This is a genomic window from Klebsiella planticola ATCC 33531 (assembly GCF_000735435.1).
GTDB lineage: Bacteria > Pseudomonadota > Gammaproteobacteria > Enterobacterales > Enterobacteriaceae > Klebsiella > Klebsiella planticola.
In genome coordinates this window covers 15,190-31,490 of sequence record NZ_JMPP01000002.1, presented here as the reverse complement: position 1 = coordinate 31,490, position 16,301 = coordinate 15,190, and the positions used below count along the sequence as shown (strand labels likewise).

At 54.0% G+C, this 16,301-nt stretch carries 18 protein-coding genes; 10 read left to right on the top strand and 8 right to left on the bottom strand.

Annotation, left to right across the window (positions count from 1 at the left end):
- Positions 1–5: 5 nt before the first annotated feature.
- Positions 6–773 carry a DeoR/GlpR family DNA-binding transcription regulator gene (locus tag GRPL_RS24995; protein ID WP_032689456.1) on the top strand — a complete coding sequence of 256 codons (768 nt, stop codon included), beginning with the start codon at positions 6–8 and terminating at the stop codon, positions 771–773.
- 26 nt (positions 774–799) lie between these two features.
- On the opposite strand, the gene speD is transcribed toward GRPL_RS24995, so the two are convergent.
- The 3 genes from speD to GRPL_RS25010 all read right to left on the bottom strand — a co-directional run bounded on the left by speD (position 800) and on the right by GRPL_RS25010 (position 3,032).
- Positions 800–1,594 (bottom strand): adenosylmethionine decarboxylase, encoded by a 795-nt coding sequence (gene speD / locus GRPL_RS25000; RefSeq protein WP_032689455.1) that lies wholly within the window; start codon positions 1,592–1,594, stop codon positions 800–802.
- A gap of 14 nt (positions 1,595–1,608) precedes the next feature.
- Positions 1,609–2,478 (bottom strand): polyamine aminopropyltransferase, encoded by an 870-nt coding sequence (gene speE / locus GRPL_RS25005; protein ID WP_032689454.1) that lies wholly within the window; start codon positions 2,476–2,478, stop codon positions 1,609–1,611.
- 206 nt (positions 2,479–2,684) lie between these two features.
- Complete coding sequence (locus GRPL_RS25010) at positions 2,685–3,032, bottom strand: YacC family pilotin-like protein (protein ID WP_015585138.1); 348 nt, start codon at positions 3,030–3,032, stop codon at positions 2,685–2,687.
- 146 nt (positions 3,033–3,178) lie between these two features.
- Here GRPL_RS25010 and cueO point away from each other — a divergent pair, with 146 nt between their 5' ends.
- Complete coding sequence (cueO, locus tag GRPL_RS25015) at positions 3,179–4,804, top strand: multicopper oxidase CueO (RefSeq protein WP_032698133.1); 1,626 nt, start codon at positions 3,179–3,181, stop codon at positions 4,802–4,804.
- A 90-nt stretch (positions 4,805–4,894) separates the two neighbouring features.
- Here cueO and GRPL_RS25020 read toward each other — a convergent pair whose 3' ends face one another.
- Positions 4,895–7,285 (bottom strand): glucose/quinate/shikimate family membrane-bound PQQ-dependent dehydrogenase, encoded by a 2,391-nt coding sequence (locus GRPL_RS25020; protein ID WP_032689452.1) that lies wholly within the window; start codon positions 7,283–7,285, stop codon positions 4,895–4,897.
- 203 nt (positions 7,286–7,488) lie between these two features.
- On the opposite strand from GRPL_RS25020, the gene hpt reads away from it, so the two are divergent.
- Positions 7,489–8,025, top strand: coding sequence for a hypoxanthine phosphoribosyltransferase (gene hpt / locus GRPL_RS25025; RefSeq protein ID WP_015585135.1), 537 nt, complete (start codon positions 7,489–7,491; stop codon positions 8,023–8,025).
- A 61-nt stretch (positions 8,026–8,086) separates the two neighbouring features.
- Here hpt and can read toward each other — a convergent pair whose 3' ends face one another.
- The gene (can, locus tag GRPL_RS25030) at positions 8,087–8,749 is read right to left on the bottom strand and encodes a carbonate dehydratase (protein ID WP_032689451.1); all 663 of its coding nucleotides are present in this window, start codon (positions 8,747–8,749) and stop codon (positions 8,087–8,089) included.
- A gap of 106 nt (positions 8,750–8,855) precedes the next feature.
- On the opposite strand from can, the gene GRPL_RS25035 reads away from it, so the two are divergent.
- From GRPL_RS25035 to GRPL_RS25060, 7 genes are all read left to right on the top strand, one after another.
- Positions 8,856–9,782 (top strand): ABC transporter ATP-binding protein, encoded by a 927-nt coding sequence (locus GRPL_RS25035; protein WP_004857993.1) that lies wholly within the window; start codon positions 8,856–8,858, stop codon positions 9,780–9,782.
- A complete protein-coding gene (locus tag GRPL_RS25040; RefSeq protein WP_032689450.1) occupies positions 9,779–10,549 on the top strand; it encodes an ABC transporter permease in 771 nt (256 codons plus the stop codon). Before GRPL_RS25035 ends, GRPL_RS25040 begins: the two co-directional genes overlap by 4 nt.
- A gap of 119 nt (positions 10,550–10,668) precedes the next feature.
- Complete coding sequence (locus GRPL_RS25045; RefSeq protein ID WP_032697273.1) at positions 10,669–11,109, top strand: PTS sugar transporter subunit IIA; 441 nt, start codon at positions 10,669–10,671, stop codon at positions 11,107–11,109.
- A 62-nt stretch (positions 11,110–11,171) separates the two neighbouring features.
- Positions 11,172–12,419, top strand: coding sequence for a polysaccharide deacetylase family protein (locus tag GRPL_RS25050; protein ID WP_032689569.1), 1,248 nt, complete (start codon positions 11,172–11,174; stop codon positions 12,417–12,419).
- A gap of 276 nt (positions 12,420–12,695) precedes the next feature.
- Entirely contained in the window at positions 12,696–13,178 is a 483-nt protein-coding gene (locus GRPL_RS25055) for an Hcp family type VI secretion system effector (RefSeq protein ID WP_032698132.1), read from the top strand.
- A complete protein-coding gene (locus GRPL_RS26345; RefSeq protein ID WP_072010657.1) occupies positions 13,175–13,651 on the top strand; it encodes a DUF2778 domain-containing protein in 477 nt (158 codons plus the stop codon). Before GRPL_RS25055 ends, GRPL_RS26345 begins: the two co-directional genes overlap by 4 nt.
- A complete protein-coding gene (locus GRPL_RS25060) occupies positions 13,651–13,893 on the top strand; it encodes a hypothetical protein (protein WP_032689447.1) in 243 nt (80 codons plus the stop codon). The genes GRPL_RS26345 and GRPL_RS25060 overlap by 1 nt, the downstream gene beginning before the upstream one ends.
- A 59-nt stretch (positions 13,894–13,952) precedes the next feature.
- Here the strand turns inward: GRPL_RS25060 and panD are convergent, their stop codons facing one another.
- The 3 genes from panD to panB all read right to left on the bottom strand — a co-directional run bounded on the left by panD (position 13,953) and on the right by panB (position 16,196).
- A complete protein-coding gene (panD, locus tag GRPL_RS25065; RefSeq protein WP_004858002.1) occupies positions 13,953–14,333 on the bottom strand; it encodes an aspartate 1-decarboxylase in 381 nt (126 codons plus the stop codon).
- Positions 14,334–14,538: 205 nt separating this feature from the next.
- Positions 14,539–15,393: a pantoate--beta-alanine ligase gene (panC, locus tag GRPL_RS25070; RefSeq protein ID WP_032689446.1), complete on the bottom strand. Its 855-nt coding sequence runs from the start codon at positions 15,391–15,393 to the stop codon at positions 14,539–14,541.
- An 11-nt stretch (positions 15,394–15,404) separates the two neighbouring features.
- On the bottom strand, positions 15,405–16,196 hold the full coding sequence (gene panB / locus GRPL_RS25075; RefSeq protein WP_004858008.1) for a 3-methyl-2-oxobutanoate hydroxymethyltransferase: 792 nt from the start codon (positions 16,194–16,196) through the stop codon (positions 15,405–15,407).
- Between the last annotated feature and the right edge of the window lie 105 nt (positions 16,197–16,301).

Here is a 16,301-nt window from a genome sequence, read left to right as displayed (position 1 = left end):
CTGTTATGAAAGGACAACACCGTCTGGATAAAATAGTGGCGTATCTGAAAAACCATACGCTGGTTACGGTAGAGCAACTGGTTGAGGCGGTGGATGCATCCCCGGCCACTATCCGACGTGACTTGATCAAACTGGATGAACAGGGCGTTATCAGTCGAAGCCATGGCGGCGTAGCGTTACGCCGCTTTGAACCTGTACAGCCCACTACGAATGAAAAGCAGCTGCGATCGCCTGCCGAAAAAAGAGCCATTGCGCGCTATGCTGCCTCTCTGGTACATCCTGGGGATGCGGTGGTTCTGGATGCCGGGACGACCATGCTGGAGCTGGCAAAGTGCTTAACCCATCTGCCGCTGCGGGTTATAACCGTCGACTTGCATATTGCCCTGTTTTTATCCGAATTCAGGCAAATTGAAGTGACCATCGTCGGCGGACGAATTGATGACAGCAGTCAGTCTTGCATTGGTGAGTATGGCCGCAAAATGTTGCGTAGCGTTTTCCCGACTATTGCCTTTATGAGCTGTAACTCATGGAGTGCGGAAACCGGAGTGACTACACCGACGGAAGAGAAGGCTGGATTGAAGCAGGAAATCATTGCCAACGCCCAGCGTAAAGTGTTGCTGGCCGACAGCAGCAAGTATGGCGCACATTCATTATTTACCGTGGCGCCGCTTGCCGGTTTTAGCGAAGTGGTGACCGACGTTAATCTCTCGCAGGCGGTTCAGAACGCGCTCAAAGAGCAGAACGTTACCCTCAAACTGGTTCAGCCCGAGTAACGGCGCCCGCAGGCGCCGTCAGATGTTCAGATGGAAGGGATATTTCTGGCGTAGTAAATTTCCCGCATCTCTTTCCACAGGAGGTCGGTGATGGACTTGCGCTCTGCGGCGCTGAGATCTTCGGGTCTGGTGTGGAACATGTAGTGCTTCAGATCGAACTCTTTCAGCAGCATCTTGGTGTGGAAGATATTTTCCTGGTAGACATTGACGTCCACCATGTCATACAGCGCTTTCATGTCCTCGGACATAAAGTTCTGAATTGAATTGATTTCATGGTCAATGAAGTGCTTCATGCCATTGATATCACGGGTAAAACCGCGGACGCGATAATCAATAGTGACAATGTCAGATTCCAGCTGGTGGATAAGATAATTCAACGCGTTAAGCGGTGAGATAACCCCACAGGTGGAGACTTCGATGTCGGCACGGAAGGTGCACAGCCCGCCTTCCGGATGGCTTTCCGGGTAGGTATGCACGCAGATATGGCTTTTGTCGAGATGGGCGACGACGGCTTCCGGGAGCGGGCCCGGGTGTTCGGTCTGGTCGATAAGCTGTGGGTCAACGGGTTCTTCGCTGACCAGAATCGTCACGCTGGCGCCCTGAGGTTCATAATCCTGGCGAGCAATGTTCAGAATGTTGGCGCCGATGATTGAGCAGGTCTCTGACAAAATCTCGGTCAGACGGTTGGCGTTATAGAGTTCATCGATATAGGCGATGTAGCCATCGCGCTCCTCTGCCGTTTTGACATAGCAGATATCGTAAATACAAAAACTCAGGCTCTTGGTCAGGTTGTTAAAGCCATGCAGCTTCAGTTTTTTCAATTTAGTTCACCCCCTTACTGAAGATCGCTGGCGGACAGCGCATCCTGTAAATATTGCGGTAGGGCAAATGCCGCCTTGTGAATAGCCGGATTATAGTAACGGCACTTCAGGTTCGCTTTGTGAAAACGCGCCTGGATAATTTCATTGGACAGGTCGCGCAGGGCATCATTATCGGTCGCCCACGCGAAGGTCATAATGCCGCCATAATAGGTCGGAATCGCGGCCTGGTAGAAGCTGACATCGCTGAAATAGTGGCCGAGCTTGCGGTGGCTGTCGATCGCTTCATCCTGCTGCAGAAAGCAGACCCCGTTTTGGGCCACAAAAATGCCGCCGGGATTCAGGCAACGTTTGCAACCTTCGTAAAAGGCCGAGGTGAACAGGCTCTCGCCGGGACCAATAGGGTCGGTGCAGTCGGAGATGATCACATCAAACGTTTGCGTCGTCTGGTTAACAAAATTGACGCCATCGTCAATCACCAGCGTAAAGCGCGGATCGTCATAGGCGCCGGCGTTGTGATTTGGCAGATACTGGCGGCAGAATGAGACCACGCCAGCGTCGATTTCGACCATGGTGATGGTTTCGATGGTGCGGTGACGAGAGACTTCTCGCAGCATCGCGCCGTCGCCGCCGCCGATAATCAGCACATGTTTCGCCTGGCCGTGGGCCATCAGCGGCACATGGGTCATCATCTCATGATAGATAAACTCATCGCGTTCGGTGGTTTGGACCACGCCGTCCAGCGCCATCACGCGGCCAAAGGCGGCGTTCTCAAAAATGATCAAATCCTGGTGATCGGTCTTTTCGTGATACAGCACATTATCAACCGCAAAATACTGACCAAAATGGTCGTGCAGCGTTTCATGCCACAGATTGTTATCAGCCACGGGCGGATTCCTCCATTGTGAACGTCCGGTTCACTCGAAAAAAACGAGCGCAACATCATAGCCAACTATAGATGATGATGCACGGTGGATATTTCAGCAATTCGCATGGCGCAGGGCTGAATGGCAGGAATATTGCCGGGCTGCGGGATGGGGAGACCAGGCCACCTTGTACAGGCGGCGGGATGGCGTCCGGGCCGGCGGGTGGACTATTTAACGTAAGCGAGCAGGCTCAACGAATCGCGGGCCAGCGCTTTGCATTTTTTGGTCGTGGGGATTTTGATACCGCTGAGATCGCGGTAGCTGTCTTCACCGAGCGCCTTCATATTGAAGCTGTCGTAGTTGCTCAGATCCCATTGGTTCTGTTGAGCAAAAAAGACCAGCGCGCGACGAATTTGGGTATTCGGCAGATTCTGGTAACCGCAGTCGTTTTTCAGGAAGACAAATACCGCCGTTAAATCAGCCATATCTTCCGCTTCGGACTCGCTTAACGCATAGCTATTGGCGGACAGAGCAAGCAGGCTGCCGAGCACTATTGTTCTGAAAAGCGTCTTCATTTTCTCTACCATTGAATCACGGACGCTCAAAGTTAGCATACTTCTTTACACTACGTAGAGCTTTATTCTTACTCTTCTGCTTGACCTTCCTGTTGGTGGAAGGTTTAAGCTCAAAAGTTCACCAGCAGAATAAAAAGGATGTGAAAATGCAACGTCGTGAATTTATCAAATTAACCGCGGCGGCCGGCGTATTCAGCGCGCTGCCGCTCTGGAGTCGTTCGGTTTTCGCCGCTGGCCGTCCGGCCCTGCCGGTGCCCGATCTTCTGACCGCCGACGCACGTAATCGCATCACATTAACCATCCAGACCGGAAAAACGCAGTTTGGTCCGCATCAGGCGACCACCTGGGGTTATAACGGAAATCTGCTGGGGCCGGCGCTGAAGCTCAAAAAAGGGGAGGCGGTGACCGTGGATATTCACAACCGCCTGGCCGAAGAGACGACCGTACACTGGCATGGGCTGGAGGTGCCGGGTGAGGTCGACGGCGGTCCGCAGGGGATCATTGCGCCTGGCGCCTCCCGCAGCGTGAACTTTACCCCCAGCCAGCGGGCCGCGACTTGCTGGTTCCACCCGCACCAGCATGGAAAAACCGGTCGTCAGGTGGCGATGGGGCTGGCGGGACTGGTACTGATTTCTGATGAAGAAAGCGAGCAGCTGCTGTTGCCGAAGCAGTGGGGGATCGATGACGTACCGGTGATTGTGCAGGATAAGCGCTTTACCGCTGCCGGGGAGATCGATTATCAGCTCGACATCATGAGCGCGGCGGTCGGCTGGTTTGGCGATACCTTGCTGGCAAACGGGGCACTTTACCCGGAACACGCCGCGCCGCGCGGCTGGCTGCGTTTGCGTTTACTCAACGGTTGTAACGCCCGCTCGCTGAATTTCTCCACCAGCGATAGTCGGCCGATGTACGTTATCGCCAGCGACGGTGGACTGCTTGCCGAGCCGGTGAAGGTGAATGAACTGCCGATGTTAATGGGCGAGCGCTTTGAAGTGCTGATCGATACCCGCGACGGTAAAGCTTTCGATCTGATCACGCTGCCGGTGAGCCAGATGGGGATGGCAATCGCGCCGTTTGATAAGCCGCAGCCGGTCTTGCGCATCCAGCCGCTGACTATCCAGGCCTCCGGCAAACTGCCGGATTCTTTGGTCAGTATGCCGGCGCTGCCGTCGCTGGAGGGGCTGACTCAGCGCACGCTCCAGCTGTCGATGGATCCGATGCTGGATATGATGGGAATGCAGGCGCTGATGCAAAAATATGGTAACCAGGCGATGTCCGGCATGAACCACGGCAGCATGATGGATCACGGCAATATGGGCCATTCCATGATGGGCAATATGAGCGACAAGGGTCAGATGAATCATGGCGATATGGGGAACATGAACCACGGCGGCATGGGGCAGATGAACCACGGCGCTGACGGTTTCGATTTCCATAATGCTAACCGGATCAATGGCAAAGCCTTTGATATGAATCTGCCGATGTTTGCCGCAGCAAAAGGGCAATATGAGCGCTGGGTGATTTCCGGCAAAGGCGACATGATGCTGCACCCGTTCCATATTCACGGTACCCAGTTCCGTATCCTGTCGGAGAATGGCGCTGCGCCTGCCGCGCATCGTTCAGGCTGGAAAGATACCGTACGGGTTGAGGGTGGCGTCAGTGAAGTGCTGGTGAAGTTCGATCACGAGGCGTCGAAAGAGCATGCCTATATGGCGCACTGCCACCTGCTGGAACATGAAGATACCGGCATGATGCTCGGCTTTACGGTCTAGTTTTCCCCTCGCCGGGGAGATTGTGCTCGCGTAAAAAAGGCCCGGTTTTCACCGGGCCTTTTGTTTTGGTACTGCGTTTTTACTCAGGGCTTATTTCGCTTCATCAGGCAGCGCATAGGCGACGATATAGTCGCCCATCTTCGTGCCAAACGAGCCGTGGCCGCCAGCGGCGATGACCACATACTGTTTGCCATTCACTTCATAGGTCATTGGCGTAGCCTGGCCGCCTGCCGGCAGACGGGCCTGCCACAGTTTTTCACCATTACTCATGTTGTATGCGCGCAGGTAGTTATCGGCGGTAGCGCCAATAAACAGCACGTTGCCCGCGGTGGAGATTGGGCCGCCCAGCATCGGCATACCCAGGTTAAACGGCAGCTGGATCGGCATCGGGAACGGCAGGCTATCCTGCGGCGTACCGATACGTTTTTTCCATACCACTTCGTTGGTTTTCAGATCCAGCGCGGAGATGTAACCCCAGGCCGGCTGTTTGCACGGCAGGCCAAACGGCGACAGGAAGGCGTTGAGGGTCACGCCGAACGGTACGCCATACTGCGGCTGGATACCGGATTCGGTACCGGAACCTTTCGCATCTTTCGGCGGTTCCATCGGGTTGCCCGGGCCGCGCGGGATCAGTTTCGATACGAACGGCAGCGCCATCGGGTTGGCAATCGCCACCTGACGGTTCGGGTCGACGGAAATCCCGCCCCACTCAAACATCCCCAGGTTACCCGGGAAGACCAGAGTGCCCTGCTCTGACGGCGGAGTGAAGATGCCTTCATAACGCAGCTGATGGAAGATAACGCGGCACACCAGCTGATCGAACATGGTGGCGCCCCACATATCCGCGCCGGTCAAATCTTTCTTCGGACGGAAGCTCAGGTCGGAGAATGGCTGAGTTTTAGAGACATAATCGCCTTTGGCTGCGCCCTGAGGAACCGGTTTTTCCGGTGCCGGGACGACCAGTTCGCCGTTACGACGGTCAAGGACGAAGATATTCCCGGTTTTGGCCGGTGCGTAGATGACCGGAACGGTTTTACCGTTAACGTCGATATCCGCCAGCGTAGGCTGAGACGGCATATCCATGTCCCACAGATCGTGGTGAACGGTCTGATAGCTCCATACCAGTTTACCGGTGGTGGCGTTCAGCGCCACGATCGAGCTGGCGTAGCGTTCCTGTTCCGGCGTGCGGTTGCCGCCCCAGATATCCGGAGTGGTCACGCCCATCGGCAGGTACACGAGGTCCAGCTTCGCATCATAGGCCGCCGGCGCCCAGGAGTTAGGGGAGTTCAGCGTGAAGTGATGTTCATCGTCCGGAATGGCGTTCGGATCTTTCGCGCCCGGATCGAACACCCACAGCAGTTTACCGGTGTTGACATCAAAACCACGAATGACGCCTGACGGCTCGCGGGTAGAGAAGTTATCGGTGACCGCACCGGCGATGATAATGGTGGTGTCGGTAATAATCGGCGGCGATGTCGGTTCATACATCCCCGGCGTGGTAACCGGCATATTGGTCTGCAGATTGAGAATCCCTTTGTTGGCAAAGGATTCGCACAGCTGGCCGTTGTCGGCATTAATGGCGAACAGGCGGCCATCGTTGACCGGCAGAATAATACGGCGCGGGCAGTTGGCGACGACGTCAGCCGGCGCGTTATCCGCTTTCGCTTCGTGGTAAGAGACGCCGCGGCAGGTGACGTGCTGGAAGGACGGATCCGCATTCAGCTGCGGGTCAAAGTGCCATTTTTCTTTCCCGGTAGCCGCATCAAGGGCGAACAGACGCTGGTGGGCGGTACACAGGTACAGCATATTGCCGACTTTAATCGGCGTCACTTCGTTGGTGATTTCACCCGGATCGTTCGGCTGCTTCAGGTCGCCGGTGCGGAACACCCAGGCTTCCTTCAGGTTTTTCACGTTATCGGCATTGATTTGCTTCAGCGGTGAATAACGTTGGCCTTCCTGGTTACGGCCGTACGCCGGCCAGTCGCCATCGGCTACCGCGGAGATCGGCGCCGCCGGCGTCGCATCGGCATTCAGGGTACCGTTCACTTCCTGCGGATCATGAAAACCGGCCCAGGTCAGGATACCGCCGCTGATCAGCAGGGCAACGACCAGACCGGCGACCGCGCCACCCGATGGGATCGGCAGACGACGCCAGACAAAAGGCAAAATGAGCCAGATGCCGAAGAAGACCAGAATATCGCTACGCGGCGTCAGCGCCCAGAAGTCAAAGCCGACTTCCCAGACGCCCCAGATCATGGTGGCGAGCAGCAGTGCGGCATAGAGCCACAGCGCTGAACGTTTGCCGCGCCACAACATCACGGTGACGCCCAGCATGACCAGACCCGCAATAGGGTAATACCAGGAGCCGCCAATGGCCGCCAGCCATACCCCACCAATAAGAAGATACAGGCCGCAGAACGCTGCAAAGAGAGCTGTCAGCGTCACGAGAAGCCGTGATTGTTGAGACTTTGTTTCTGCCATAGAAAGACACTCGGTTGTTTGTTAATTTTTTAATTGCAATTAATTATAGGATTTAACAAGTGTGATCGGAATCACAAAATGGGCTTTATTATTCCCTGCATCGCATATTTCTTTTTACTGGTATACTGCATAGCTTGCCGGTCAATGTCGGTGCATTCGCAGCGGTGTTGATGATTTATCTTAAGAATCAAATGGTTAGTTTAATGAAACATACTGTAGAAGTGATGATCCCGGAAGCCGAGATCAAAGCGCGTATCGCCGAACTGGGTCGTCAAATCAACGAATGCTACAAAGACAGCGGCAGCGAAATGGTGCTGGTGGGGCTGCTGCGCGGCTCATTTATGTTTATGGCCGATCTGTGTCGTGAAGTGCAGGTGCCGCATGAAGTCGATTTTATGACCGCCTCCAGCTACGGCAGCGGCATGTCGACGACCCGTGACGTTAAAATCCTCAAAGATCTGGATGAAGACATTCGCGGTAAAGACGTCTTGATTGTGGAAGACATTATCGATTCCGGCAACACGCTGTCTAAAGTGCGTGAAATTCTCAGCCTGCGTGAGCCGAAATCTCTGGCGATTTGTACGCTGCTGGACAAGCCGAGCCGTCGTGAAGTGAACGTGCCGGTAGAGTTTGTTGGCTTTGCTATCCCGGATGAGTTCGTGGTCGGCTACGGCATTGATTACGCTCAGCGCTATCGCCATCTGCCGTACGTCGGCAAAGTGGTGCTGCTGGACGAGTAAGGTTTTATGCAACCCCGGACGATGGCGCACTGCGCTGCCGGGGTTTTCTGAAGCGGGCGGGTTACTTGTGGTTGATGTGTTTGCTCTTGAGGTTGGAAATTCCCTGACGGTAGCGCTGTTCAAGGGTTTCGCGGCTGACGGCAGTCACATCAAGATCGCGTAACAGCCCGTCATGGATACCGTAGGCCCAGCCGTGGATGGTGACCTTCTGCCCCCGCTTCCACGCCGACTGCATAATGGTCGAGTGGCCCAGGTTATAGACCTGCTCCATCACGTTCAGTTCACATAACGTATCCAGCCGGCGCTCTTCGGGCATTTCGCCCAGCAGCGAGCTGTGTTTGAACCAGATATCGCGAATATGCAGCAGCCAGTTGTCGATAAGCCCCAGCTCGGTGTTTTCGACCGCCGCCTGCACGCCGCCGCAGCCGTAGTGGCCGCAGATGATGATATGCTCGACTTCCAGCACGTCGACGGCATACTGCACCACGGAAAGACAGTTCAGGTCGGTATGAATCACCAGATTGGCTACGTTACGATGGACAAACAGTTCACCGGGCTCAAGGCCGGTTAAGCGTTCCGCAGGAACACGGCTATCAGAACATCCAATCCACAGAAAGCGTGGCTTCTGCGCTTGCGACAATGTCGCGAAAAAGCCGGGGTCTTCTTCCACCAGCATTTTTGACCATAGTGCATTATTGCTGATGAGTGTATCTATATCATTCATGGACGTTTACGGCCTGTAACCAAGTAAGTGCGTTGGGCTAATATAGGTTAACCTCACTTTATTTAAAACAACCCATCGCGTGTCATGACACGAGAAGAGATATTTAATGACCATTGCTCTGGAATTAAAACAGCTCACCAAGACCTACCCCGGTGGGGTTCAGGCGCTTCGGGGAATCGATCTGCAGGTGGAAGCAGGGGACTTTTATGCGCTGCTCGGCCCTAATGGGGCGGGGAAATCCACCACGATTGGCATTATCAGTTCGCTGGTAAATAAAACCTCCGGCGAGGTCAACGTCTTTGGCTACGACCTGCAAAAGGACGTGGTAAATGCCAAGCGTCAGCTCGGACTGGTGCCGCAGGAGTTCAACTTCAACCCGTTTGAAACCGTCCAGCAGATCGTCGTTCACCAGGCCGGCTACTACGGCGTTGAGCATAAAGAAGCGCTTCTGCGCAGCGAAAAGTACTTAAAACAGCTCGATCTGTGGGAAAAGCGCAACGAACGCGCACGGATGCTCTCCGGCGGGATGAAGCGACGCCTGATGATTGCCCGCGCGTTGATGCATGAACCCAAACTGCTGATCCTTGATGAACCTACTGCGGGGGTGGATATCGAACTTCGCCGCTCGATGTGGGGTTTTCTCAAGGATTTGAACGATAAAGGCACCACCATCATCCTGACCACTCACTACCTGGAAGAGGCGGAGATGCTGTGCCGCAATATCGGGATTATTCAACGGGGAGAGCTGGTGGAAAACACCTCAATGAAGGCGCTGCTTGCCAAGTTGAAATCAGAAACGTTCATCCTCGATCTGGCGCCGAAAAGCCCGCTGCCGACGCTGGAAGGTTATCAGTATCGGCTGGTGGATACCTCCACGCTGGAAGTCGAAGTGCTGCGCGAGCAGGGGATTAACAGCGTATTTGCCCAGCTGAGTGCTCAGGGTGTTCAGGTGTTAAGTATGCGTAACAAAGCCAACCGGCTGGAAGAGCTGTTTGTCACGCTGGTGCATGACAGAAAAGGAGAATCAGCATGATGCAGCTTTATTGGGTCGCGCTGAAAAGCATCTGGGCCAAGGAAATTCACCGCTTTATGCGTATCTGGATCCAGACGCTGGTACCGCCGGTGATCACCATGACCCTCTATTTTGTCATCTTTGGCAATTTGATCGGCTCGCGGATCGGCGAAATGCATGGCTTTACCTATATGCAGTTTATTGTGCCGGGTCTGATCATGATGGCGGTGATCACCAACGCCTACGCCAACGTGGCCTCCTCGTTCTTCAGCGCGAAATTTCAGCGCAATATCGAAGAGCTGCTGGTGGCACCGGTGCCGACGCACGTGGTTATCGCCGGCTATGTTGGCGGCGGGGTCGCGCGCGGGCTGTGCGTAGGGATTCTGGTTACCGCGATATCGTTATTCTTCGTGCCGTTCCAGGTGCATTCCTGGCTATTCGTTGGACTGACGCTGATTCTGACCGCGGTCCTCTTCTCGCTGGCGGGTTTGCTGAACGCGGTTTTTGCCAAGACCTTTGATGATATCAGCCTGATCCCCACCTTCGTGCTGACGCCGCTGACTTACCTCGGCGGGGTGTTTTACTCCCTGACCCTGCTGCCGCCATTCTGGCAGGCGCTGTCGCACCTCAACCCGATTGTTTACATGATCAGCGGCTTCCGCTACGGATTCCTCGGCATCAACGATGTTCCGCTGGTTACGACCTTTGGCGTACTGGTGGTCTTTATTGTTCTGTTCTACGCGCTGTGCTGGTATCTGATCCAGCGTGGACGCGGTCTGCGCAGCTAACCGCGCGTCGGCAAATAGCGTCTGGCCTGAAGACCAGGCGCTATTTGCTAATCTTGACTGCCATCACTCATCTGCCTTATCCCCTTTGTTACAGTGTTTCTCTGCTAAGGAGGCTGTCTATGTTGGGTTGGGTGATTACCTGTCATGATGAGAAAGCGGAGGAGCTGCTGGATCGTCTGGAAAAAAAGTTTGGCCCGCTGGCGCAATGCCGGGCGGTAAATTACTGGCGTAACCTTAGCAGCAATATGTTGAGCCGGATGATGTGCGATGCGCTGCACGCCACGGACAGCGGCGATGGCGTGATTTTTTTGACCGACCACACCGGGGCACCTCCCTATCGTGTGGCGGCCCTGATGAGCCATAAACATACCCATTGTGAAGTGATCTCTGGTATCAGCTATCCATTACTGGAGCGGATGTATCTTCTGCGCGACACCCTGAGCAGCGAAGCGTTTCGCGACGCGATCGTGAGCAGCGGAGGCCCGGTCGTCAGCAGCCTCTGGCACCAACAGCAAAAAAATCCGCCTTTCCGCCTGCGCCATGATGCGTTCGGTAATTAAGCATTGGTATTGATGCCGCTTTTGTTACAATGGCGGCTGATTTCTCTAGCGGTCCGACCTGCATGTTTGCCCGAATTGTTGCCCTGTTCCTTTTGCTGACATCGCTCAGCGCTTCAGCCAGCCTGCTTAGCCAGCAGGGCACCCCCGCCCGCTATATGCAGACGACGGAAGATGCGGTTATCTGGGCGCAGGTCGGGAATGACGTGGTGAGCGTGGGGAACATTCGGGGCGGGCAAATTATCGCCGTGGTGCCGACGTCCGCCGATTATTACGAATTCAGCTTCGGTTTCGGCACCGGCTTTATCGATAAAGGCCACCTCGAACCGGTGCAGGGCAAGCAGCGGGTTGAAGACAACCTCGGCGATTTGCATAAACCGCTGAGTAACCAGAACCTGCTCACCTGGAAAGATACGCCGGTGTACGATGCGCCTTCCGTCGGCAGCGCGCCGTTTGGCACCCTGGCGAATAATCTGCGCTATCCCATTATCAGCAAGCTGAAAGACCGTCTCAACCAGACCTGGTTTCAAATTCGCATGGGTAACCGGCTGGCATGGGTCAGTAGCCTGGATGCTCAGGAAGATCGCGGTATCCCGATGCTGACCTACCATCACATTCTGCGCGATGAAGAGAACACCCGTTTTCGCCACACCTCTACCACGACTTCGGTTCGTGCCTTCAGCAACCAGATGACCTGGCTCCGCGATCGTGGCTACACCACGCTGACGATGTATCAGCTGGAAGGCTATCTGCGTAATAAAATCAATCTGCCGGCCCGCTCGGTGGTGATTACCTTTGACGATGGTCTGAAGTCGGTTAACCGCTACGCGTACCCGATACTGAAGCAGTATGGCTTTCACGCGACGGCATTTATTATCTCATCGCGTATCAAACGTCACCCGCAGAAGTGGGAGCCGAAATCGCTGCAGTTTATGAGCGTTTCCGAGCTCAAGCAGATTCAGGACGTTTTTGATATACAGTCCCATACGCACTTCCTGCACCGGGTTGATGCCCAGCATCATCCGATTCTGTTAAGCCGCAGCTACCATAATGTGCTGTTCGATTTTGAACGTTCGCGGCGCGCGCTGGCCCAGTTTAATCCGCACGTGCTGTATCTCTCTTATCCGTTTGGCGGCTATAACGCGACGGCGGTCAGGGCGGCGAACGACGCCGGTTTTCATATGGCGGTGACCACGGTGAGAGGCAAGGTGAAGCCGGGCGATAACCCGTTCTTACTGAAAAGACTCTATATTCTGCGGACCGATTCGCTGGAGACGATGTCACGGCTGATCAGCAACCAGCCGCAGGGATAAATGGTGGCTGGTCCGGGGCTGAAACTCGTACGGTAGCGGAAAATGCAGGCGCAAAGTTCTGGCTGCACGTACTCACGGAGCGGCAAAATAGCGCTAAGAATAAGATTCCATTGCCGGTGATGTGATATCAGATACCCTACAGGTGAGTTTCTGAGCAGGCTCTTTATTATATCATGCCATTAATAATCTTATTTATTTTTAGAATTTATTCGATAGCATAAAGTCCATTTTTTATTTATGGTCATTAGATCTAATCATAGAAAAAGGATGTGCAGAATGGCAATTCCGGCTTATTTATGGATGAAAGATGATGGCGGTGCTGATATCAAAGGCGCGGTTGATGTTCAGGATCGTGAGGGGAGTATTGAAGTTCTCGGTTTTAGTCATGGTTTACATCTTCCAACCGATAACAGCACCGGTAAGATTACGGGGACACGTTTACATTCACCATTAATATTTCAAAAAGAGTTTGATTCATCAAGTCCATATATTTATAAAGCCGTCGCAAAGGGGCAAACGCTGAAAAGCGTAGAAGTTAAATGGTATAAAATTAACGACTGTGGACAGGAACAAGAATACTTTAATATGTTACTTGAGAACGTTAAGGTCATCTCTATTTGCCCAATGATGCATGATTGTAAAAATCCGGCAACTGAAAAATATAATCACCTGGAAGCAGTTTCATTACGTTATGAAAAAATTACATGGAAACATTGTGATGGCAACATTCTCTTTTCTGACGCATGGAATGAGCGATGATTCGATGTACTTTCTGTCTCAACGGAAATCAGCTAAGTAACCTGAGTTGCCCGGGAATCGGTTTTTTCCCTGCCTATTCGGGTACCGGAACATCACGTAACGATCCTGATGCGGTGGCTGTACCCTCTATTGGACCATTACCGACTGGCCTGTACTATATCGTTACGCGTGGTACCGGAGGGTTGCTTACGGCGTTAACTGATCCCATAGCGTCATTTATTTCTGGCTCGGAGCGGTCGATATGGTTTGCCCTGTATCGACATGATTCACAGATAGATGATCTAACATGGGGGGGAGAAGTACAGAGGGGACATTTTAGACTTCATCCAGCAGGTTATAAGGGAGTTAGTGAAGGTTGTATTACTCTACCCCGACTATCTGATTTTATGTTGTTACGTGCTGCATTACTTAATACGCCCACAATACAGGTAACAGCGTCATTAACTGCCTTCGGGACCGTACAGGTGTACTAATGAAACCGATACAATACGCGCTATTATGGATTGGCGAAGCATTACTATATACAGTAGTGTTCGTACTGCTGTTTTTATTTATGCCGGAAGTCAAAACCTATTATCTGATCAGACGCTATACAGAAGTTATACCTGGTGATATATGGGATAAGTATTACTTTCTGTCGCTTTGTATTGCTTCACTGTTCATCGTAGCAATAGTGGTTTATATAACGGCTGCGATTAAAAGACGTTTATCTTGAGTATTCTGTTATAAATAAACGGTGCCCCGTCTGGGCGGCGCACCGTCAGCGATTGGCTATCAGGCAACCTGTACCGGAATGGCTTTTGCCTGGCGCTTCATTTCGTTGTCGCCTTCGAAATAGGCCACTTTCGGCTGCCAGCGGCGGGCTTCTTCATCAGGCATGGTGACGAAGCTGGCAATAATCAGAATGTCACCCACGCTGGCGCAGTGCGCGGCAGCGCCATTCACCGAAATGATTCGCGAGCCACGTTCGGCGGCAATGGCATAGGTGGAGAAACGGTTGCCGTTGGTCACGTTCCAGATGTGGATCGCTTCGTTTTCAAGAATACCGGACGCATCCAGAAAATCCTGGTCAATGGCGCAGGAACCTTCATAGTGCAGGTCGGCCTGCGTGACTTTAACGCGGTGGAGTTTGCCCTGCAGCATATTACGAATCATGATGTCTACCTTTCTTCCCGTCCTGCTTCAGAGTGCAGGGGCGTGGCGGGCGAGCGACTTTCCCCTGATGGGGGACGGTAGTGCTCTTGCCTGCCGCCGGTCTGCAAGCGGAGTAGTCAGGGTCTATACCTTAAATGATACGAAGCGGACATGACATCCGCTTTGAGTAAATGTCCGGCAATATTGCCAGATTTTTAACCCTTGTCTACTGACCCAGTTCGACGATTTGGTTATCGATCAACCGCGCCTGTCCCAGCCATGCGGCCATCAGGATCACCGCACGTTGACTGGTTTCCGTCAGCTCCAGCAGCGTATCCGCATCCCGGATCTGGATGTCGTCGGCGCGGAAGCCTTTCTCGTTCAGCTCCTGCCCGGCAAGGGTAATGATTTCATCCAGGTTACGTTCACCGGCGGCAAGCTTATCGGCGACGGCGCTCAGCACTTTGTACAGGCCCGGCGCAATTTTACGCTGCTCTGCGGTGAGGTAGCCGTTGCGTGAGCTCAGCGCCAAACCATCTTTAGCACGAATAATCGGCACGCCGATTATCTCAATATCGTAACCCATGTCGGCGACCATTTTACGAATCAGCGCCAGCTGCTGGAAGTCCTTCTCGCCAAAGCAGGCGACATCCGGCTGGACCAGGTTAAACAGCTTGCTGACGATGGTCGATACGCCGCGGAAGTGGCCCGGACGACTGGCACCCTCAAGCATGGTCGACAGCCCCGGTACATCCACGCAGGTCTGGTTTTCGGTACCGTGCGGATAGATCTCTGCCGGCGCGGGGGCGAAAACAAAATCCACCTTACGTTTGTTCAGCTTTTCGCAATCATCCTGCAGCGTACGCGGATAGCGCGACAGATCGTCAGGACGATCGAACTGCATCGGGTTGACGAAAATACTGACCACCACGACATCGGCGCTGGCTTTTGCGGTATCCACCAGCTGCATATGACCGTCGTGCAGGTTGCCCATAGTGGGAACCAGCGCGATACGCTTACCTTCCTGGCGCAAACGGCGGATATGCTGGCGCAGCAGCGGCAGGGATTCAATAATCAGCACAACAAGACTCCTTAATGGAAACTGTGTTCTTCGCCCGGATAAACGCCGGACTCCACGTCGGCAATATACTGCCGCACTGCGGCGCGCATGTCGCCCGCTTCAGCGAGGAAATTTTTAGCGAACTTAGGGATATGGCCGCCGGTGATCCCGAAAGCGTCATGCATCACGAGGATCTGGCCGTCGGTGACGTTACCCGCACCAATGCCGATAACCGGAATGGTTAACGCCTCGGTGATACGTTGAGCCAGCTCGACCGGGACGCACTCAAGGACCAGCAGCTGTGCGCCAGCCGCTTCCAGTGCCAGCGCGTCGTCGAACAGCGCCTGCGCCGCGTCGCCGCGGCCCTGCACTTTATAGCCGCCGAAAATATTGACCGACTGTGGGGTCAGACCAAGGTGGCCGCAAACCGGCACCGCGCGTTCCGCCAGCATTTTCACCGTTTCCGCAAGCCAGGCGCCGCCTTCAAGCTTAACCATGTTGGCGCCTGCGCGCATCACAATGGCGGCGTTAGCGAAGGTCTGTTCCGGGGTGGCGTAGGCCATAAACGGCAGGTCAGCGAGCAGCAGGCAATGGGGGGCGCCGCGACGTACCGCCTGGGTGTGGTAGGCGATATCTTCCACGGTCACCGGCAAGGTCGAGTCGTGCCCTTGCACCGTCATACCCAGCGAGTCACCTACCAGCATCACGTTGATCCCTTCATCGGCAAACAGCTTCGCAAAGCTGTAGTCATAGGCGGTGATGGTGGCGAAGCGCTGCTTCTCCTGTTTGCATTTCTGCAGCAGGGCGATAGTGGTCGGTTTCATAACGTTTCCTGATGATGAAAGTCATATTAACCGGCATTCTAACAGCAGCATTCAGAGGGGCAATGGTTTTAGGCAACCGATAACGACGATCGCCGTAATGGCTAA